Source organism: Massilia violaceinigra (genome assembly GCF_002752675.1).
GTDB lineage: Bacteria > Pseudomonadota > Gammaproteobacteria > Burkholderiales > Burkholderiaceae_D > Telluria_A > Telluria_A violaceinigra.
This window is the reverse complement of the sequence record NZ_CP024608.1, coordinates 5260528-5279508: the sequence shown is the minus strand read 5'-3', so window position 1 is coordinate 5279508 and position 18981 is coordinate 5260528. Positions and strand designations below refer to the sequence as shown.

Here is an 18981-nt window from a genome sequence, read left to right as displayed (position 1 = left end):
ATCAATACAATGTCAGACAACAGCATGCTTGCGGTCGTCGAAATTCCCGCCGCCGCGTCTCTCGAAGAAACGGCGCGCCAACTCGGACGCGCGATGGACGGAATCGAATTCACGCTCGACGACACCGGCCGTTACGAGGAAGTGCCGGCCTTCGTTGCCGGTGATCCGGACGAGGGCGCGAGCTTCATCCTGTTCGGCATACCCGAGGGTGAAGAAGGCGACGCCTATATCCTCGAATTTTCCGCCGAGACGGATGTAGCCATTCCGGAGTTTCAAAAAAACGCCCCGGATTTCGTGCGTCACTTCCTGTGCGAAAAAGATGTCGATGCCAGCGGTTATCTGGACTATTCCGACGAGCTGGCAAAGGCGCTGAACCTGCGCGGAGTCTCAGCCGCGGTTCCCATCGAGTAGCACTCCCGGGGTCAGCATCACTGACCCCGCAGCGCCCGCAAGAGCATTTCCAAGTCAAGAAACGGTAACAAACATTCTGTAGTATTTACCGGCGCCCTGTTTGACTGAGCAGCGACTCAATCGAGCAGGCCGCGCCGGCCCTGTTGCAGCACTTCACCAGCGCAAACAGCACCAGCCATGCAACATCGGCAGGGTATGAGCAGCACCGGCAGGCATCACGGAATACAAGCGACGTTCCCGCGACATTGGCAGTCTTTTAAAGGCGCATCCCATGAAAAGAAAATCGATCTCCGTCCTCACGAACAAATCAGCATGGTTCAAAGCCGCGCTGGCCACCGGCATCGCATTGAGCGCCGTGGCGGCGCATGCCGACGACTTCCCGAAGTGGAATGCGGCCATCACCAAATACAATGAAAAGCAGGTCAGGAACTTTCATCCGACGTTCGACTTCGATTCGGATGGCTGCTACGCTGCCACGCCATTTCACCGCAACGAGCATTTGCGGCAGAATCCGGGCAAGAACGCGACCGGTTCCGTCTCCGGCGGATGCCGCGACGCCGACTGGACCGTCTACGCCAACACCGTGCACCGGCAAATATGCAAGGCCAGCGTCGAAGGCGCCGACAACATCGAACGCTGCGCGCATTTTTACGAGCTGTATTTCGAAAAGGACCAGGCCATCGGCCTGACTTTCCTCGGCGGCCACAGGCACGACGTGGAAACGGTCATTGTCTGGACCGGCAAAGTGAACGACCAGCCCGACTTCGTCTCGCATGTATCCACCAGCGCCCACGGAAAATACACCACCCGCGCCATCGGCCAGCTGCAGACCCATAAGGGCCACCCGCTGGTCGTCTACCACAAGGACGGCGCCGGCACCCACGCCTTCCGTTTCGCCAATGCCGAAGACAAAAAGCGTGTCGAGTTCCTCGGCAACTGGGGCGAGTTCCATGCGCCGGACATCATCAGCCATTACAGCGCGGTCGTCGATTGGAACAGCGATGAAACCGTCCGCTATCAGGCCAACCGCCAGTACCGGATGGCGCTGGAAGCATCCAATTTTGGCAGCGCCACATTCAAGACGCGCAACGACAACGAGATAGCCAACGTCGCCAACAACACCGTGCCGCGCAGCGACGCCTTCTGGCAGAATACGTCCTTTTCGCTGGACGACGTCTGGAGTACCAGGGCGAGCGAATTCAAGGCCAATTACCCGCAAACCTACCTGCAAATCAGAGAATAGAAGCAGCCAGGGGCGGCGTCGACGGGCCGTGACGCCTCCCACCAATCCCCCATCCCTTCCCGCCATGTTGAACATCGATGTCAACGCCAAACATGTTCACGCCGCACTTGCCGAACACTGGAAAACCGATGCACTACCCGATTTTATCGGCATCATCGCCGGTGACGGGACCATGCTCGCCATGAAAGAAAAAGAGGATTATGTCGACAGGCGTCCGCGCTACGATATTCGTCCGGCCGGCATAACGTCGATCGACAGTTTTATGGGGGATCCGGAACACTATTTTACCGAGGTCACTCCCTATATCCATCGCGCCCCCATCAGCGGCACCGACGCTTACGCGATCTGCGGCGAAGGCGTGATGGGGAACGAAGGTTTTGTGGCGGTGGTGAACCCGCACGGCTTGGTCTGGGCAGCGTGCTTCAGTGTGTCGAATCCGTTTTATGAAGTCCGCATAATCGATCATTGTGTCGAAGCGAGGAGCACCCACGAAATCATCTGGCGCTTCCCTGTCGAGCGGCCATGGGAGATCAGTTTTACTTACCTTGATTTTTAAGAAACACGCACGCCACACAGCGGGCATCGACGGTTTGCTTTCCGCGTTGTATAGTCGAGCCATCGACACTTCAACAAAGCGAGCCATGGCCGAGAAATCTGAGATCCTGTTCGGCGTTGCCGAAGCCAATGACGACACCCTGGCCGCCACGCGCCTGCGCGCCATGGCGGACGAACTGGGCGAGCCCGATCACATCGATCTGGACGAGGACCGCGCATTCCGCGTCAACATTTATGCGTTCGGCCGTAATTTCGTCGAAGAATGCGACGTCGATGCCGAGGATCAGGAGGGCTACGTGCTGTTGACGTCCGGCATGAGCGACCGGATCATGACCGGGCCGGACGGTGAAGACCTGGACGAGTCCCTGGCGACCGAGCTGGTCTGGTATGTGCCGGATCTTAATCCTGCCTATTTTTCCACCCTGCGCTGGCTGGCGAAACTGCCCGACACGGACCGCACCTGGTTCGGCCAGGGCCACACGGTACCGCTGCCGGCCCCGCCGCTGGAGGGCTGCCCGTTTCAAACCTTCCTGTTCCTGCCGCCCATCATCCGCACCGACCGCGAACTGTTCGAGCATATTGAACACGGCGGCCATCAGGTCGCTACCTTGTGCGTGCACCTGATCGCGGAGAGCGAGTACGCGCTCGCCAAGAACAGCGAGGAAGGCCTCGGGGAGTTTCTCGACCTGCTCGACGACAACGATCACCCGCACGTCTTCAACCCGGCGCGCCGCCCCTACGTGTAAACGACGCACAGGATAGATCGATGCGCAGACTGATGAAGAACCAATGGCATGATCTGCGCGATCAATTGCTCAAGCTGGACGACGGCGCCGACCCGGAACGCATTTTCAGCACGCTGGTCGCCGGCTTCAGGAAATACCGCGCCCAGTTCAGCAGCGAACCGTTTTCGCACCGGCGCTTTGCTCAATACTTCAGCATGAAGGCGGCGGATTATCCGGTCGCACAGTCGGGGATGCGGGATGATGCCTTCCGCCTCTTCAAAGCCCGCATCGGGCACTATGAAGTCAAGACGGACCTGGACTCCATCGTCGTCATTCTTCACGATGCGATTGAAGAATTGCTCGTTGTGCACGTCGAACAGTGTTGTCCTGTGTGTGGCCAATCCGACGCCGCCATGTTCAAAACCGTCGGCACCGGGCAGCTTGTACTGGAGTGCCAGGATTGCTTCCATGTGCAGGGCTGCGCCAGCGAGCCTTATGACCAAAGCAGGATCACCTACGCACGCAACGACGATATACGCGCACTCGATCCGGCCGCCACCTCTGCGGGAACGGGCGATGCCGTGACCGCGAACGGGCCGCAGGCCGCACCCGGGCGGACTGCGCGCATTCGTGTCGACTTTGGCGACATGCTGGACTACAACCTGGTCGTACTATCGCGCCGCGACGAAGAAACCGACTCCCGCGGCGCGCCGGTCTCATTTTACCGGGGCATGCCCGTCGCCGTCTTCGATGAAGATACCGACGAGCAAGGCAATGTCGATGATCTCATCGCCGACGGCCATGCCGAACCGGTAACCGTGCCGCCGCGCTGGTGTCCGGAGGCCACCTGGCTGTGCAGAATCGACAAGCACGGCATCCGGCACGCATCCGGCGCCCGCTAGCGATGCCACCGGCGTGGCCCCTTACTGCACCAGCGGACTGTCCGCGCCTTCCATGCTCAAGCCCTCGATGCGCGCTTGCCCCACCAGAATATGCAGGTACTGGTGCGTCGCACGCTGGCTCGACTGGCGGTCGAGATAGGCCGCGATCTCGCTTTTCACCGCCTCGAACGGCAACAGCCGCCCTTCCACCCGGCGCTGCGCCTGCACGATATGCAAGCCGAAGCGCGTCTCCAGCAAGCGCCCGGCCAGCTCGCCTTCGCGCAGGCGGAACACCAGTTCCTCGAACTCCGGCACGCATTGCCCGCGCGACAATTGCCCCAGGCTGCCGCCGACCTTGCCGGAACTGCAGTTCGAATACTCGGCGGCCAGCTCATCGAAGCGCTCCGGATGCGCCTGCAACTCTTCCAGCACCGCTTCCCCGGTCGCGCGCAGCAATTCAAGCGGCGCCCCCGGCGTCACCTGGAACAGGATATGGCGCGCTTCCACCATGTCGCCGCTGGTGTAGCGCTGGGCGTTGTTGCGATACCACGTCGTGCATGCGGCCTCATCGGCTTTCGGCACCTTGATTTGCAGCGCCAGCAAGGCGTCGATGCGGGCATCGTCATCTTCCGCTGCGATTTCCAGCGTATCGGCCTGCTGCAGCAGCAAGGTCCGCAGCACCAGTTCATGCACCGCCTCCTTGAGCGGATTGTCCGCTGCCTGATGATGCGGCAACTCTTGCTCGATCGCTACGTCGTCGATATCCACGCCATTGACTGAAATACCCATGATGATTCTCCTGATTAACGGCTACGCACGAGCTGGTAAGCGCGGCCAAGGTACGTCAACGCGCCGAATCCGCTCCACACGTGCACCAGGCGGGTGAACGGGAAGATGACGAACAGCGACATGCCCATGAACAGATGCAGCTTGAACAACAATGGCGCATCGACGATGAAAGCGGCCGCATCGCCGCGCAAGGTCACGATGTGCTGCGCCCAGTTCATCAGCAGCACCATCATGTGCCCGTCCATGTGCCCGGCCGAGACGAAGATCGACGACAGTCCCAGCAGCAAGGTTGCCAGGATCCACAGCAGCACGATCTTGTCCTTGAAGGTCGTCGCATGGCGCAGGCGCTCGTTACTAAAACGGCGCACCAGCAGCAGCACGATGCCGGCCAGGCACAGCAGTCCCATGACGCCGCCGGCCACCATCGCCACCAGCTGCTTGAGGCCATGGCTCACGCCCAGCGTATCCCACACCCACACCGGCGTGAGCAGCCCGGCCATATGCCCGAAGAACAGGCCGATAATGCCGACGTGAAACATGATGCTGCCGGCCCGCAGGCTGCCCTGGTGCAGCACCTGGGTCGATTCCGACTTCCACGTGTACTGCTCGCGGTCGAAACGGATCAGGCTGCCGAGCAGGAAGATCGCCAGCGCAATGTAGGGATAAATCCCGAACAGAAATTGATGCAGGTAGTCCATGATGCTTCCTTTACACGCTGGCAGCGGCGCGCGCCGTGCGGGGGTAGAAATTGATCGGATGCGTGCCGGGTGCGCCGGTCGGCTTGAGCAAGGGTTCGACCCCGTCCATGCCGGGACCGAAGGTTTCCAGCGCCTCGTCCATGTCGCGCACCGGCGGCTCGCTCAGTTCCTCCGCCGCCACCGGGCTCAGATGCTCCAGCACGGCGAACACGCCGGCGTAGGGACTGCCATTGGCGGCCAGCTTGCGTCCAATATGCGCCAGCACGTGCACCGCGTCCGACAGCAGGCGGGCCGCCTCCTCCGTGGTCTGCTGCGACAGGAATTCGAGGAACAGCGGCACGAAATCGGGCAAGTCGTCGCCCGTCATGTGCAGGCCGTGTTTCTTGTACTCTTCCATCAGGTCGACCATGGCCTGGCCGCGGTCGCGCGACTCGCCGTGAATATGCTCGAACAGGTGCAGCGAATGCGACGGATTGCGGTCGAACGTCATCACATAGTTTTGCTGCAAGTCGATCAGGGCGCCGTCGCTCAGGTAAGCGAACAGCGGCAGCAGCGGCGCGTGCAGTGCCGGCGAATGGGCCATCGCGCTGGCCAGCGCGGGCAATTCCGCGATCAGCTCCGGTTCCGGGTACAGCAGCAGGCTGGAGAGCACCTGGTAGTGTCGATTGGTTTTCATCATGCCTCCTGAACGTCTTTTTTCTTGCGTGACTTGGGCATCGCCATGAAGATGGCCGAACCCTGCTTTTTCTTGCCGAACAGACTGGTTTCCGTCACGCCGTCCGAGCAGCCGTTGCCAAAGCTGAAGCCGCACGAGCCTTTTTCGTTGAAACTGTCTTCCGCCATTTCCTTGTGGCTGCTCGGAATCACGAAGCGGTCTTCGTAATTGGCGATCGCCATGATGTGGTACATGTCCTCGACCATGGCCTTGCTCAAGCCGACCTGTTCCAGCACCGTCAGGTTTTCGACCTTGTCGACCGTCTTGCTGCGCATGTAGGCACGCATGGCCAGCATGCGGTCGAGCGCGCGGATCACGGGCGGCTGGTCGCCGGCGGTCAGGAGGTTGGCCAGGTACTGCACCGGAATGCGCAGGCTGCTGGTGTCCGGCAAAATGCCGTTCATGCCCATTTTGCCGGACTCGGCCGCAGCCTGGATCGGCGACAGCGGCGGGATGTACCACACCATCGGCAGGGTCCGGTATTCCGGATGCAGCGGGAAGGCCACTTTCCAGTCGACCGCCATCTTGTAGACGGGCGACTTCTTGGCCGACTCCAGCCACGCATCGGGAATGCCCTGGCGCCGCGCTTCCTCGATGATGGCCAGGTCGTGCGGGTCGAGGAACAGGCCCAGCTGCGCCTGGTACAGGTCGCGCTCGTCGGGCACCGATGCGGCCGCTTCGATCTTGTCGGCGTCGTACAGCAGCACGCCCAGGTAGCGGATGCGGCCGACGCAGGTTTCCGAGCACACCGTCGGCTGGCCCGCTTCGATGCGCGGATAGCAGAAGGTGCACTTTTCGGCCTTGCCGGACGACCAGTTGTAGTAAATCTTCTTGTACGGGCAGCCGGAAATGCACATGCGCCAGCCGCGGCATTTATCCTGGTCGATCAGCACGATGCCATCGTCCTCGCGCTTGTACACCGAGCCCGACGGGCAGGAGGCCACGCAGGTCGGGTTCAGGCAGTGCTCGCACAGGCGCGGCAGGTACATCATGAAGGTGTTCTCGAAGGTGCCGTACATCTCCTTCTGCATATTGTCGAACAGCTTATCCTTGCTGCGGGCGGCGAATTCCCCGCCCAGGTCGTCTTCCCAGTTCGGGCCCCATTCGATCTTGTCCATCTTCTTGCCGGTCAAGACGGAGATCGGGCGCGCCGTCGGCGGTGTTTCCGACAGCGGCGCGTTCTGCAGGCGTTCGTAATCGTAGGTGAACGGCTCGTAATACTCGTCGATGGCCGGCAGGTTCGGGTTGGCGAAGATGTTGGCGAGGATTTTCAGGCGTCCACCCTGGCGCGGCTCGATCTTTCCGGCGGCATTGCGTTTCCAGCCGCCATTCCATTTATCCTGGTTTTCCCATTCTTTCGGGTAACCGATGCCCGGTTTGGTCTCGACGTTGTTGAACCACGCGTATTCGACGCCGTCGCGGCTGGTCCAGACGTTCTTGCAGGTGACCGAACAAGTGTGGCAGCCGATGCACTTGTCCAGGTTCAACACCATGCCGATTTGCGCTCTGATCTTCATACGTGTGCTCCATTCTTTTCTTCTACCAGGGGGCCTTCCAGCCACTCCACCTTGTTCATCTTGCGTACCAGCACAAACTCATCGCGGTTCGAGCCCACCGTGCCGTAGTAGTTGAAGCCCCACGATAACTGTGCGTAGCCGCCGATCATGTGGGTCGGCTTGGTCACGGTGCGCGTGACCGAGTTGTGAATCCCGCCACGCTTGCCCGACAATTCCGCACCCGGCGTGTTGATGATCTTTTCCTGGGCGTGGTACATCAAGGTCATGCCTTCCGGAATGCGCTGGCTGACCACCGCCCGTGCCGTCAAGGTGCCGTTGACGTTGAACACCTCGATCCAGTCGTTGTCGACGATGCCGGCATCCTTTGCATTAATTTCCGAGATCCACACGTGCGGCCCGCCGCGCGACAGGGTCAGCATGCGCAGGTTGTCCGAATACGTGGAGTGGATGCCCCATTTCTGGTGCGGCGTCAGGAAGTTCAGCGCAATCTCCTTGTTGCCGTTCGGTGAAGCGCCCAGCATCGCCGCCGTGGTCTTGGTGTCGATGGCCGGCTTGTACACGCACAGCCCCTCGCCGAAATCGCGCATCCAGCGGTGATCCTGGTAGAACTGCTGGCGCCCGGTCAGGGTGCGCCATGGGATAAGCTCGTGCACATTGGTGTAGCCGGCCGTGTAGCTCACTTCTTCCGATTCCAGCCCGGACCAGGTCGGCGACGAGATGATCTTGCGCGGCTGCGCCTGCACATCGCGGAAGCGGATCGTGTCGTGTTCGCGCGGCAGCGCCAGGTGCGTGTGGTCGCGTCCGGTCATGGTCGACAATGCCGCCCAGGCCTTGACCGCCACGTGGCCATTCGTTTCCGGCGCCAGCGACAGGATCATTTCGGCGGCATCGATCGCCGTATCGAGGCGCGGCTGGCCCTGCGAGACGCCCTCTTCCGTTACCGTGCGGTTGATACCGCGCAGCACGTCCACTTCGTGGCCCGTCTTCCAGCCGATGCCCTTGCCGCCGTTGCCCAGCTTTTCAAGCAGCGGGCCGATCGAGGTGAACTTCTTGAACACTTCCTTGTAATCGCGCGTCACCACGGTCAGGTTCGGCATGGTCTTGCCGGGAATCGGCTCGCACTCGCCGGCGCGCCAATCCTTCGGATCGAACGGCTGGCCCAGTTCGCCCGGGGTATCGTGCATCAGCGGGGTCAGCACCAGATCTTGCTGGGTGCCCAGGTACTCGCCGCCGATTTCCGAGAACTTCTCGGCGATGCCCTTGTAGATTTCCCAGTCCGACTTCGACTGCCACAGCGGTTGCACGGCTTCCGACAGCGGGTGGATGAAGGGATGCATGTCCGACGTGTTGAGGTCGTCCTTTTCATACCAGGTGGCGGTCGGCAGCACGATGTCGCCGTACAGGCAGGTGGTCGACATGCGGAAGTCCAGCACCACCACCAGGTCCAGCTTGCCTTCGGCGGCGGGACGGATCTTCACGTCGCGCGGCTTGACGCAGTGGGTTTCATCGCTCATCAGCGCGTTCTGGGTGCCCAGCAAGTACTTGAGGAAATACTCGTGGCCCTTGCCCGAGCTGCCCAGGATATTCGAGCGCCATACGAACATATTGCGCGGGAAGTTGGCCGGGTTGTCCGGGTCGTCGCAGGAAAAATTGAGCTTGCCGGCCTTGATCTGCTCGACCGCGTAGGCGGCCGGGTCCATGCCGGCGGCCGCTGCGGCGCGCGTCACTTCCAGCGGGTTGGTTTCCAGCTGGGGCGCCGATGGCAGCCAGCCCATGCGTTCAGCCTTGGCGTTGTAATCGATCAGCGACATTGGCGCAACGTCGTCCCCGGCCGATGGCGAGGAAATTTCGCTCGTGTGCAGCTTTTCGTGGCGCCACTGGCTGGTGTGGGCGTAGAAGAACGAGGTGCCGTTCATCTGGCGCATCGGACGGTTCCAGTCCTGGGCGAAGGCGAGCGGGGTCCAGCCGGTTTGCGGACGCAGCTTTTCCTGGCCGACGTAGTGCGCCCAGCCGCCGCCCGACTTGCCGATGCAGCCGCACATCATCAACAGATTGATGATGCCGCGGTACGTCATGTCCATGTGGTACCAGTGATTCAGCGCGGCCCCGACGATGACCATGCTCTTGCCCTGGGTTTTGTCGGCGTTCTCGGCGAACTGGCGCGCCACGGTGATGACGTCGGCCGCCTTCACGCCGGTGTGCTTGACCTGCCATGCGGGGGTGTAGGGAATGTCGTCCTCGTAACTGGTGGCGACGTTGGCGCCGCCCAGGCCGCGGTCGATGCCGTAGTTGGCCAGGGTCAGGTCGAACACGGTGGTCACCAGCGCGGTCGTGCCGTCGGCCAGCACCAGCTTCTTGACCGGCACCCGGCGCATCAGCATGTCGCTCGCGTCCTTGCCGCCGAAGTAGGCAAAGCCGACTTCCTCGACCGCATCGCTGCACTTGATGAGCGAGAGCAGCGGGTCGATGGCCTTGCCGCTGGTGCCCTCTTTCTGTTCCAGGTTCCAGCGGCCCGACTCGCCCCAACGGAAACCGATGGAGCCGGCCGGTGCGCAGATGGCACCGGTCGCTTCATCGATAACCAGGGTTTTCCAGTCGGGATTGTTGGTCTCGTCGAGATTGTTGGCCAGGTGCGAAGCGCGCAGGAAGTAATCGGGCACGAGGGCGCCGTTGGTTTCCTTGAGCATGACCAGCATCGGAAAGTCGGTGTACTGCTTGGCGTAGCCACGGAAGTAATCCGAACCGCCATCGGCGTGGAATTCCTTGAGCACGACGTGGCCCATGGCCAGCGCCAGCGCCGCGTCGGTGCCCTGCTTCGGCGCGAGCCAGATATCGCCGAACTTCGCCATTTCGCCGAAATCGGAGGAAACCGCCACCGTTTTCGTGCCTTTGTAGCGCACTTCCGTGTAGAAGTGGGCATCCGGCGTGCGCGTCATCGGCACGTTCGAGCCCCACACCATCAGGAAAGTGGAGTTGTACCAGTCGGCCGATTCCGGCACGTCTGTCTGTTCGCCCCACACTTGCGGGCTCGCTGGCGGCAAGTCGCAGTACCAGTCGTAGAAACTGAGGGCCACGCCGCCGATCAGCGACAGGTAGCGCGTGCCGGCTGCGTAGCTGACCATCGACATGGCCGGAATCGGCGAAAAGCCGACGATCCGGTCCGGACCGTATTTTTTGATGGTGAAGGCATTGGCGGCGGCGATGATCTCGTTGGCATCGTCCCAGTTGGCGCGCACGAAACCGCCCAGGCCGCGGATCGATTTGTACGATTTGGCGCGTTCCGGGTCTTGGCTGATGTAGGCCCAGGCGGCGATCGGATCCATGGTCAGGCGGGCTTCGCGCCACATCTGCATCAGGCGGCCGCGCACCATGGGGTATTTGACGCGCTGGGCCGAGTACACGTACCAGGAATAGCTGGCGCCGCGCGGGCAGCCACGCGGCTCGTGGTTGGGCAGGTCGGGACGGGTGCGCGGGTAGTCGGTCTGCTGGGTTTCCCAGGTGATCAGGCCATTCTTCACATACACCTTCCAGCTGCACGAACCGGTGCAATTGACGCCGTGGGTCGAGCGCACGATCTTGTCGTGCTGCCAGCGCTGGCGATAGGCGTTTTCCCACGTACGGTCCTCGTGGACGACGGCGCCATGGCCGTCGGAAAACGTCTCCTTGGGGCGATTGAAGAACTTCAGACGATCCAGAAAATGACTCATGCTGCCTCCGCTTGAATGAGAGCGGCGCCTTCGACAACGGCGCAACCCGATGAAAGCAGTCTACGCAGCGGCAGTCATGGTGCATATTGGCAAGAAGGTGGTGCGGCGCGGCGACAAGGACTAGGCTGCCTAGTCCTTTGTGGCTATGGAGGGTGCCGGATGGATACGGTATACATGCGCTATCCGAACATGAACCTGAAGGAACCAGCAATGAACATCACCAGTTATGACGATCTGATCCAAGCCGCGCGCGCCCAGCCGCAACCGCAGCGTGTGCTGTTCGCTTTTGCCAAGGCGGAGTTGCCCGACGACGCAGGCGCCGACCAGCGCGCCGGTTTTGCCGAGCAGCGCGGCGGCGCCCTCGCCCCGGTCATGTGCGTGGACAAGACCGCCGCCGAACTGGGCAGCTTTGCCGAACTGGTGGCCGAGTCGAAGCACACCGGCAAGGAGTGGGACATCGTGTTCGTCACCACCATGTCGGGCCGCAACGGCGAGCCGCCGGCGTCGACCGAGGCGGAAGCACCGCTTAATATGATGGTGACCTATATCCACACCGGCCAGATCGGACAGTTCCTGGCGTTCGGGCGGGATGGGGAGTTAAAGCAATTAGCGCAGTGAGATGCTTTATCCGCATGTGGCCATTGTAGAATGGCGCAAACCATCTCGGGCCCAATCCTGACGCATCTGTCCATCGATTTCCGTCCGAGACCCGAGTGAGAAGCACGCGGCTCGACGCGTTCGACCGAGCAATTGCTTGGACAGACGTGCCAAGTTCGGCTCGCGACGTGCATTCGGCCCCGCCAGATGATCGCAATGCATGTGTGACAATCCCGGCCGCACCGGTCAGCACGTGCGCATCGGCCGGTCGCGACAAACGTTGTTCTGACGCCTCATGACAATAGATTAAACAATGGCCTGCGCCCCCGGTTCCACGCACCCGGCTGGCACGGGGCAAAGCGCAAGCGGCAGGCCGTTTTTCACTCCCGCCCTCCCGGATCCCGGCGAACCATTTATTTTTCAACGTGTTGACATGGATCAATGAGTTCGCGAGACTGCATCTATCACTGCAGTAGGTGCGATATCACGGCAGCGACATCTTGTCGGGATTCTCAGAACAAAGTCGAACTCATCGGGAGCTCCCATGTTGAAGAATTATTCGATCCGCGTCATTTTTACCGCGTTCTTTCTCGTCAGCGTGGCGCTGTCGGTGTGCTCCCTGATGGCCTTCTCGCGCGTCTCCACGGAGCAGGGAAAAACCATGCTCGCCAGCGAAAACCGCTACCAGTCCTTTCTGCTTGCCGACGAGCTGCGCCAGAGCTCCGACGACCTGACTCGTCTCGCGCGCACCTTCGTCGTCTCGGGCGATGCTGCCTACGAACGCCAGTACATGGACATTCTGGCGATCCGCAACGGCGCCAAGGGCCGGCCGCAAAACTATGAACGCATCTATTGGGACTTCGTCGCCGCCGGCGTCGACAAGCCGACGCCGGACGGGCCAGCCATCGCGCTGGCCGACCTGATGCGCAAGGCGGGATTCACCGATGCCGAATTCGCCAAGCTCAAGCAGGCCCAGGACAACTCGGATGCCTTGGTCAAGACCGAAGTGATCGCCATGAACGCCGTCAAAGGCATGTTCGATGACGGCACCGGCAAGTTCACGCAGAAGCGCGAACCCGACATGGAAATGGCGCGCAAAATCATGCACGACGCCAATTACCACAAGAACAAGGCAACCATCATGGCGCCGGTCAATGAATTCCTGGCCATGCTCGACAAACGCACCGGCGAAGAGGTGCGGATCGCCGCCGCCCGTGCCGATACCGCTTTCTGGGTAGCGGTTGGCGTGCTTGGCGTGTCCTTGTGCATGTCCCTGGTCACCGTGCTCATGATCTACCGCCACATCAAGCTCGGCTTTACCCACGCGATCGAAACCGCCAGCAAGATCGCCTCGGGCGACCTGAACGGCGAAACCGCGGAAGACCGCAGCGATGAAGTTGGCGAGCTGCTGCAAAGCATGAACACCATCAGCATTAACCTGAGACAGACGGTGCGCAAGATCCGGGAAAGTTCCGACGAGATCTCGGCCGCCACCCACGACATCGCGGTCGGCAACGCCGATCTGTCCGCGCGCACCGAATCGCAGGCCAGTTCGCTGGAAGAAACCGCCTCCTCCATGGAAGAGCTGACCAGCACCGTCAAGCAAAATGCCGATAACGCCCGTCAGGCGAACCTGCTCGCCTCGTCCGCGTCCGAGGTCGCCATCAAGGGCGGCACGGTGGTCTCGCAAGTGGTCGATACGATGGGCTCGATTAACGAGTCAGCCCGCAAGATCGTCGACATCATTAGCGTGATCGACGGCATTGCCTTCCAGACAAATATCCTTGCGCTCAACGCGGCCGTTGAAGCCGCACGCGCCGGGGAACAAGGGCGCGGCTTCGCGGTCGTGGCGGCGGAAGTACGCAACCTGGCCCAGCGCTCGGCCGGTGCGGCGAAGGAAATCAAGGCCTTGATCAACGATTCGGTCGACAAGGTGGACCTGGGCAGTAAGCTTGTCGATCATGCCGGCACGACCATGAACGAAGTGGTGGCCAGCATCCAGCGCGTTTCCGCGATTGTCGGCGAAATCGCGGCGGCCAGCCAGGAACAGTCATCGGGCATCGAGCAGGTCAACCAGGCCATCGTCCAGATGGACGCCGTTGTGCAAAGCAATTCCTCGCTGGTCGAAGAGGCAGCCGCCGCTGCCGAATCACTGGAGGAACAAGCCGGCAATCTGGTCGAGACGGTCAAGATCTTCAAAGTTGATGAGCTGGGAACGCAACGCCAAGCAGCTACGCGAGCCCCTGTGGCCAGGAAGAACGGCACCCTTGTATCCCGGCAGAAATCGGCGCCGGTGCTGATTGGCGCCGACTAGACCGGCGCGCCGGCGCCGCTTGCGCCTGCCCGCGCACGATCACCCTGGCGGCGCGCAGGACCTTTGATTGCACGCGCGGGTTGTCCCGTTCAAGACGGTGACACCACGTAGACGAAGGCTGCGAGCGCCCACGATGCGATGAGCAGCAAGGTGAGCCACACCGCCAGGCGCTCCGTGCGCGGAAACGTCAGCGCGCGCGCGTTGAACGCCTGCACGACTGTCATGACCAGTTGAAAGCCACCAACACTGCTGAACGGAAGCAGATGGAACGCCGCCATTTTCGCCGCCGTCAGACCGAGCACGAAACCGAACGACTGATCCGCCAGCGCGGCATGATAAGAAGCCAAATAGGTCTGGGCGCTGGTGAAGGGGGCCAGCGCACCGCTCACCAATTGAGCAAACCCGCTGGCAAAATAGCGCAGAGCGTCAACACCGAGCAACACGCACGCGATAGCGAGCAGACAGGCGGGAATGCTGACCGACACCAGCAGCTGCACCCACGCTGGCTGGACATCGAGCGCACCCTTCTTTTCATGCGCGGTTAACAGCGGCATGGAATCCGTTACCTTGAACCGAACCGACGAGTTCATGGGAATCGCGCGCAGTACCCAGTTTTTGCGCGTCAACAGCACCGGGCCAAACCCAAGCGTCACCCCTTCCACCACGACACCAAGGGACTGTGCGACATAGGCGGTGAACAGGACCGGCACGTGCGAGATGATTGCCCAAATCGAGCAAAGCGTCAGGAGTATCATGGAAGGCCCTGCCCCATGGCCGCGGCGGGCTTACTTTGCATGCTCATGCGTATCGCCTGCGCAATCCACCGCCAGCCAGCCTTTCCTCGTACATTGGTTGGCGCTGCGTCATGGGCGCCTGCCTGCGGGCGAAAAGGACATCGGTACAGTTTTCTCTCGTCGAATAAGCCTCGCATTGTCTTGAATACGCTGGCAGACGGCAAGAAAAAATTAAAAGTGAGCAAGATGATCGCCGGAGCCGGGTGTCCTCCGGCCCGGCCTGCTCACCGTACCGTGTACTCAGGCGGTGCCGGAATCATCGTTGGCCGCCTTGATGGGCTCAGCTGGTGACATGCCATCCTTCTCCCAGCTGTCGAAGGTGGCCATGATGGTGTCCCGGGTTTTCTGGCTCAGTTCGGGCAGTGTTCCGCCGAGGGCCTCGGCGGCTTCGTCAAAGCCCTGCTGCACGGCAGCCCGGATCGAGGCCAGTTTGGAGGGGTCGTCGCCGATCGCTCCCTTGGCCATATTGAGGATGCGCTCGGACACCTGGGCAACGCCAAACTCGCCGTCGTCGGCCGTGGCCGCCTTGGCCGCTTCGATGGTTGCCGGATCGGCATCGAGCTTTTGCTCACCGCTGACCACCTTGGTCAGGTTCAGCCCCTGCTGCTCGATCGCGGGCAGGATCAGGTTGATGACTTCCTGGGCCTGGCGGTCGGACTCGGCCAGCAAGGCGTCGAGGTCGGGCAGCGTATCGACCGCCGCCGCGGCCGTACGCGGCACGCCATAGGTCAGCGGCGCGTCGGCCGGCCCGCTCAGGGTCACCTTGTCGGACTTGATGCTGCCGTCAGCCTGAACGCCCTCGTTCGGCCGGCGGCCCGCTTCTCGTGGCGCAATCGGCGTGGCGCCGTTTGAGGGGGTTGTATTCGAAATGGTAATGCTCATGACCTCTCCTTCTTGGCGCGTTGCACGCCGTAACGTTAGATCTTCATAGGCAAAAGACGGCAGTTTGCCGTGCTCGTTAATGATTAACGGCAGGATTGGCAGAAAGTTGAATGTTTAGCGCTTTATTGAGAATCCGGGGTTGATGTTGCTGCCGGATCGGCCGCCGCAACCGCCCTGATTCTGCCCGGGATTTCACGCGGCATGATGCCATTGAGCGGAATGCCACACGGGGAAAGATCGGCCAGAATGATCTGACAATGGCTGTGCTTTGAATCGCAGGAGGCGTCCGGAACATGCGCGGGGAACTGGCATCAATATGCCATGGTAAACCTCCGGTCAAAAACGGCTTATATATGGCCGGGGCAAGAAACGCCCCAGCCATGTCAAATGAATAAGCCATGCCGGTTCGCGCCGCATGATAATGCCGGCCGCTTTATCCCAGATTCAGCGTCCAGGTGGGAGCGCCTTCATCGTCATCGGTGGATAGCGCGACGTCCTGGGTCCAGCTGGCAATGTAAGTCCAGTGAGTATCCTCCAGCCAGGCCAGGGTACCGAAATCGATGGCGCGCAGGCGGATGAATTTGACATACAGGTCGATGTTATCCTTGATCCACATGTCGTCGCCGTTAACCCGCAGTTTAATCTGCAGGTGCCCGCTCAAGCCATGTGAAAACTCGAGCCCGTAGCCTGGATAGGGCATCGGAATCGTTCCTATGCCGGCTGGTAGTACCGGCGTCAGGTCGTTTCGGCGGGGCAGTTTGGTCGGCCCGCTGTAGGTGTAGCCGCGGCTGTCGCCGCGTTCGTGGTCATCCACCTCCGCATAATCCAGGTTGAGCACGCGGATTTCCGTTCCGTTTCTTATAATGCTAGCCTGCACGAGGTTATCGGTTTCGGCATTAGGAACATTTTTGGTTGCCGCAACCAATCCGATCGATCCAATCCACAGAATATTCTCCTTAGAATAGATGGCGATTAGCATGTGCTTTCTTTAAGAAAAGCTTCATGCAAATGGGTAGCGATTGGATGCAAACCCTCTGGAAACAGCGGGGATACTGCCAACCACCCTCATCCATTATTCTGTGGAGTTCAATGCCGGTGTTTGCGCCACATTAATCGCAGGCCAGCGTTCACCCGTGACCGTCAGCGGTATGACAGGACGTCGATACATCAGGCGCTGGGGAAATCAATCAAGCGGATAACTATTTCCAATCAACCTCTTGCGAAAACGAAAATGGCGCCGGATTGCCATTGACCAGATGGGGCGTAAACTTCCCGTCTCGATAATATTTGTCGAATACCGGCAGAAGCAAATCCAACGATGCGAAGGTTTCCCCGTTCGCACTGGTAACATGGGTCGGGATCAGACTGTTCCAGGCCGCACCCACGCCAGAAACGTTGCCAGCCTCGTCCACGCTGACTTTGACGCTGATCGCGCCCTTCACATCACGCCTCACCATTAATTCGGGAAGAGAGACGAAGGCCTTGCCCGGGGTAAAACCCGGCCTGGCCGGCAGCGGCGCGCGTGCAGGTGCCAGCCTGTCAAACGCGGTCGAGTATTGCGCATGCGTCACACTCTTCCTCAACAAACTGGCATCGCTGACGTTTGCGTCGAGGATGGCATGGGTGGTCAGCCAGGTGTGGTCGCATTCCTCCTGCAGTGTGCCCGGAGCGCGTCTGCCGTAGGAATATTCGTTATCAAGAATTGCCGCATCAGCAGCCGGTAGAGATTTTCCGAGTTTTTTAAACGCTGCCATGACACGCATTGTCTGCACCTGCTCCACAGGCCGGTCACCCGGCCTTGGGTTTTGAATACGCGCCAGTTCGCGCACATACGCCGCCGCGATCACGCCCGCAAGCCGATCTTTGTGTTCATCGATCAATGAATGACGGGTACGCTGCAGCAGCGCTACAGTGTCGTTCGCGCTACGCGTCTGGCAGCCCTCGCGGGAACTCCCATACAGCACATTCATGCGCGGCAAGCGAAACAGAATGGAAACATCCCGGTCGTCCAGAAATTCAAATGAAGCCAGCCTGATTTTCTGAGAGTGTCGCCACCAGTTGCTCACCAGGTCTTCCTGCGTGGTTGCCGCATTGGCGATGAGCCATTCCTGCAACGCATCCCGATAGGCTTTCTGCTCGCCGAGCCTGGTCAGAATCGCCGCAGCGAACTGTTGCCCGTGCTCATCGGTGCTTAAGCCTGTGACCGCAAACTGATCCTTTTCGTCGCTGGCTACCTGTTTCTGCAAGATTTGAAGGAACTGGCCGACGGCCGGCGTGGCCGCCGCGCTGGACGCCAGCGCGGCAGTGGATAGAAAAATCGCCGCAAGTGCCCGCGCGGCGCGGAATCGTTTGTTGATCATGGTGGGCAGATACGGAAATTGGCAATCACAAAGTGTGCCACGTGGAAATTTTTCATGCAAGCCTTTAACCTGCGCCTGTTTGAACGGCGCACCCTCACGGCGTGCCAGCCGGCAGCACCCGTCCCTTGACCGCATCGATCGGGCACACCATCGGCAAAAACTGTTGCTGGCGCGCCGAATAGCCCATCAGCGCGCCGCTGTCGATATCGAAATACCAGCCGTGCAGCACCAGCTTGCCCTCCTCCACCCTGCGTTTGACCCACGGGTAGGTCAGCAGGTTGTCGAGCGACTGCAGGATGCTGGCCTGTTCGCACGCCTTGTGCCGCTCTTCCGAACTCTTGTGCGCCAGGTCGCGCATGACGCGCACCCGCACCGGTTCGGCGATGCGCATCCAGCGCTCGACGAATCCGGTTTCGCGCTGCTCCGGTTCCAGCGGCTGGGGCGCGAGCAAGGCGCGAATGCCGCCGCAGCGCGCATGCCCGAGCACGATCACCCGCGCCACTTCCAGGTTGCAGATGGCGAACTCGATAGCCGAACTGACGCCCGGCGGCGCGTCCGGCGTGCATGGCGGCACCAGATTGGCGATATTGCGCACCACGAACATATCGCCCGGACCGCTGCCGGTCAGCAGCATCGGATCGACCCGCGAATCGCAGCAGCCGATCAGCAAGGTGCTGGGGCGCTGTCCGCCGCGCAAGGTGTCGTAGACGCCATGATCCTCGCTGAAATACTGCTGCTGGAAGCGGCTGAAACCGCGTACGAACTTCTCGATGTCTTGCATGTCGTGCTCCGT

Annotated in this window: 17 protein-coding genes; 7 read left to right on the top strand and 10 right to left on the bottom strand. The window is 60.9% G+C overall.

From position 1 onward, the window contains the following. The first annotated feature begins 9 nt into the window (after nucleotides 1-9). From CR152_RS22805 to CR152_RS22785, 5 genes are all read left to right on the top strand, one after another. A complete protein-coding gene (locus tag CR152_RS22805; protein WP_099878789.1) occupies nucleotides 10-411 on the top strand; it encodes a hypothetical protein in 402 nt (133 codons plus the stop codon). 271 nt (nucleotides 412-682) lie between these two features. Further along, on the top strand, nucleotides 683-1654 hold the full coding sequence (locus tag CR152_RS22800; RefSeq protein WP_099878787.1) for an NPP1 family protein: 972 nt from the start codon (nucleotides 683-685) through the stop codon (nucleotides 1652-1654). A gap of 64 nt (nucleotides 1655-1718) precedes the next feature. Continuing rightward, nucleotides 1719-2210, top strand: coding sequence for a hypothetical protein (locus CR152_RS22795; protein WP_099878785.1), 492 nt, complete (start codon nucleotides 1719-1721; stop codon nucleotides 2208-2210). Nucleotides 2211-2295: 85 nt separating this feature from the next. Continuing rightward, nucleotides 2296-2955: a suppressor of fused domain protein gene (locus CR152_RS22790; protein WP_099878783.1), complete on the top strand. Its 660-nt coding sequence runs from the start codon at nucleotides 2296-2298 to the stop codon at nucleotides 2953-2955. Between the two features lie 20 nt (nucleotides 2956-2975). Continuing rightward, nucleotides 2976-3836: a hypothetical protein gene (locus tag CR152_RS22785; protein ID WP_099878781.1), complete on the top strand. Its 861-nt coding sequence runs from the start codon at nucleotides 2976-2978 to the stop codon at nucleotides 3834-3836. Nucleotides 3837-3857: 21 nt separating this feature from the next. On the opposite strand, the gene CR152_RS22780 is transcribed toward CR152_RS22785, so the two are convergent. From CR152_RS22780 to CR152_RS22760, 5 genes are read right to left on the bottom strand one after another with little or no spacing between them, the layout of a single operon-like run. Continuing rightward, entirely contained in the window at nucleotides 3858-4604 is a 747-nt protein-coding gene (locus CR152_RS22780) for a peptidylprolyl isomerase (protein WP_099878779.1), read from the bottom strand. Between the two features lie 14 nt (nucleotides 4605-4618). Next, a complete protein-coding gene (narI, locus tag CR152_RS22775) occupies nucleotides 4619-5302 on the bottom strand; it encodes a respiratory nitrate reductase subunit gamma (RefSeq protein ID WP_099878777.1) in 684 nt (227 codons plus the stop codon). 10 nt (nucleotides 5303-5312) lie between these two features. Beyond that, nucleotides 5313-5978, bottom strand: a complete 666-nt coding sequence (narJ, locus tag CR152_RS22770) for a nitrate reductase molybdenum cofactor assembly chaperone (protein WP_099878775.1) — start codon at nucleotides 5976-5978, stop codon at nucleotides 5313-5315. Beyond that, the gene (gene narH / locus CR152_RS22765; RefSeq protein WP_099878773.1) at nucleotides 5978-7534 is read right to left on the bottom strand and encodes a nitrate reductase subunit beta; all 1557 of its coding nucleotides are present in this window, start codon (nucleotides 7532-7534) and stop codon (nucleotides 5978-5980) included. Before narH ends, narJ begins: the two co-directional genes overlap by 1 nt. Beyond that, nucleotides 7531-11241 (bottom strand): nitrate reductase subunit alpha, encoded by a 3711-nt coding sequence (locus CR152_RS22760; RefSeq protein WP_099878771.1) that lies wholly within the window; start codon nucleotides 11239-11241, stop codon nucleotides 7531-7533. The genes narH and CR152_RS22760 overlap by 4 nt, the downstream gene beginning before the upstream one ends. 159 nt (nucleotides 11242-11400) lie before the next feature. Between CR152_RS22760 and CR152_RS22755 the strand changes: the two genes are divergently transcribed. Continuing rightward, nucleotides 11401-11859: a ribonucleotide reductase subunit alpha gene (locus tag CR152_RS22755; RefSeq protein ID WP_229413524.1), complete on the top strand. Its 459-nt coding sequence runs from the start codon at nucleotides 11401-11403 to the stop codon at nucleotides 11857-11859. 523 nt (nucleotides 11860-12382) lie between these two features. After that, entirely contained in the window at nucleotides 12383-14152 is a 1770-nt protein-coding gene (locus tag CR152_RS22750; protein ID WP_099878769.1) for a methyl-accepting chemotaxis protein, read from the top strand. Between the two features lie 89 nt (nucleotides 14153-14241). On the opposite strand, the gene CR152_RS22745 is transcribed toward CR152_RS22750, so the two are convergent. From CR152_RS22745 to CR152_RS22725, 5 genes are all read right to left on the bottom strand, one after another. Further along, complete coding sequence (locus CR152_RS22745; RefSeq protein WP_157778672.1) at nucleotides 14242-14907, bottom strand: zinc metalloprotease; 666 nt, start codon at nucleotides 14905-14907, stop codon at nucleotides 14242-14244. Between the two features lie 279 nt (nucleotides 14908-15186). Continuing rightward, entirely contained in the window at nucleotides 15187-15828 is a 642-nt protein-coding gene (locus CR152_RS22740) for a hypothetical protein (protein WP_099878765.1), read from the bottom strand. A gap of 433 nt (nucleotides 15829-16261) precedes the next feature. Next, nucleotides 16262-16807 (bottom strand): hypothetical protein, encoded by a 546-nt coding sequence (locus tag CR152_RS22735; protein ID WP_157778671.1) that lies wholly within the window; start codon nucleotides 16805-16807, stop codon nucleotides 16262-16264. 220 nt (nucleotides 16808-17027) lie between these two features. Then, nucleotides 17028-18248, bottom strand: coding sequence for a hypothetical protein (locus CR152_RS22730; protein ID WP_157778670.1), 1221 nt, complete (start codon nucleotides 18246-18248; stop codon nucleotides 17028-17030). A gap of 34 nt (nucleotides 18249-18282) precedes the next feature. Then, nucleotides 18283-18969 (bottom strand): carbonic anhydrase, encoded by a 687-nt coding sequence (locus CR152_RS22725; RefSeq protein ID WP_099878759.1) that lies wholly within the window; start codon nucleotides 18967-18969, stop codon nucleotides 18283-18285. Nucleotides 18970-18981 lie beyond the last annotated feature (12 nt).

What these genes read in the sequence shown, in the direction of transcription:
- CR152_RS22755 (WP_229413524.1), top strand. Translation starts at nt 11,401, where the DNA reads ATGGATACGGTATACATGCGCTATCCGAACATGAACCTGAAGGAACCA.
- CR152_RS22735 (WP_157778671.1), bottom strand. Translation starts at nt 16,807, where the DNA reads ATGCTAATCGCCATCTATTCTAAGGAGAATATTCTGTGGATTGGATCG.
- CR152_RS22785 (WP_099878781.1), top strand. Translation starts at nt 2,976, where the DNA reads ATGCGCAGACTGATGAAGAACCAATGGCATGATCTGCGCGATCAATTG.
- CR152_RS22725 (WP_099878759.1), bottom strand. Translation starts at nt 18,969, where the DNA reads ATGCAAGACATCGAGAAGTTCGTACGCGGTTTCAGCCGCTTCCAGCAG.
- CR152_RS22800 (WP_099878787.1), top strand. Translation starts at nt 683, where the DNA reads ATGAAAAGAAAATCGATCTCCGTCCTCACGAACAAATCAGCATGGTTC.
- CR152_RS22740 (WP_099878765.1), bottom strand. Translation starts at nt 15,828, where the DNA reads ATGAGCATTACCATTTCGAATACAACCCCCTCAAACGGCGCCACGCCG.
- CR152_RS22760 (WP_099878771.1), bottom strand. Translation starts at nt 11,241, where the DNA reads ATGAGTCATTTTCTGGATCGTCTGAAGTTCTTCAATCGCCCCAAGGAG.
- CR152_RS22795 (WP_099878785.1), top strand. Translation starts at nt 1,719, where the DNA reads ATGTTGAACATCGATGTCAACGCCAAACATGTTCACGCCGCACTTGCC.
- CR152_RS22790 (WP_099878783.1), top strand. Translation starts at nt 2,296, where the DNA reads ATGGCCGAGAAATCTGAGATCCTGTTCGGCGTTGCCGAAGCCAATGAC.
- narH (WP_099878773.1), bottom strand. Translation starts at nt 7,534, where the DNA reads ATGAAGATCAGAGCGCAAATCGGCATGGTGTTGAACCTGGACAAGTGC.
- narI (WP_099878777.1), bottom strand. Translation starts at nt 5,302, where the DNA reads ATGGACTACCTGCATCAATTTCTGTTCGGGATTTATCCCTACATTGCG.
- CR152_RS22780 (WP_099878779.1), bottom strand. Translation starts at nt 4,604, where the DNA reads ATGGGTATTTCAGTCAATGGCGTGGATATCGACGACGTAGCGATCGAG.
- CR152_RS22745 (WP_157778672.1), bottom strand. Translation starts at nt 14,907, where the DNA reads ATGATACTCCTGACGCTTTGCTCGATTTGGGCAATCATCTCGCACGTG.
- CR152_RS22805 (WP_099878789.1), top strand. Translation starts at nt 10, where the DNA reads ATGTCAGACAACAGCATGCTTGCGGTCGTCGAAATTCCCGCCGCCGCG.
- narJ (WP_099878775.1), bottom strand. Translation starts at nt 5,978, where the DNA reads ATGAAAACCAATCGACACTACCAGGTGCTCTCCAGCCTGCTGCTGTAC.
- CR152_RS22750 (WP_099878769.1), top strand. Translation starts at nt 12,383, where the DNA reads ATGTTGAAGAATTATTCGATCCGCGTCATTTTTACCGCGTTCTTTCTC.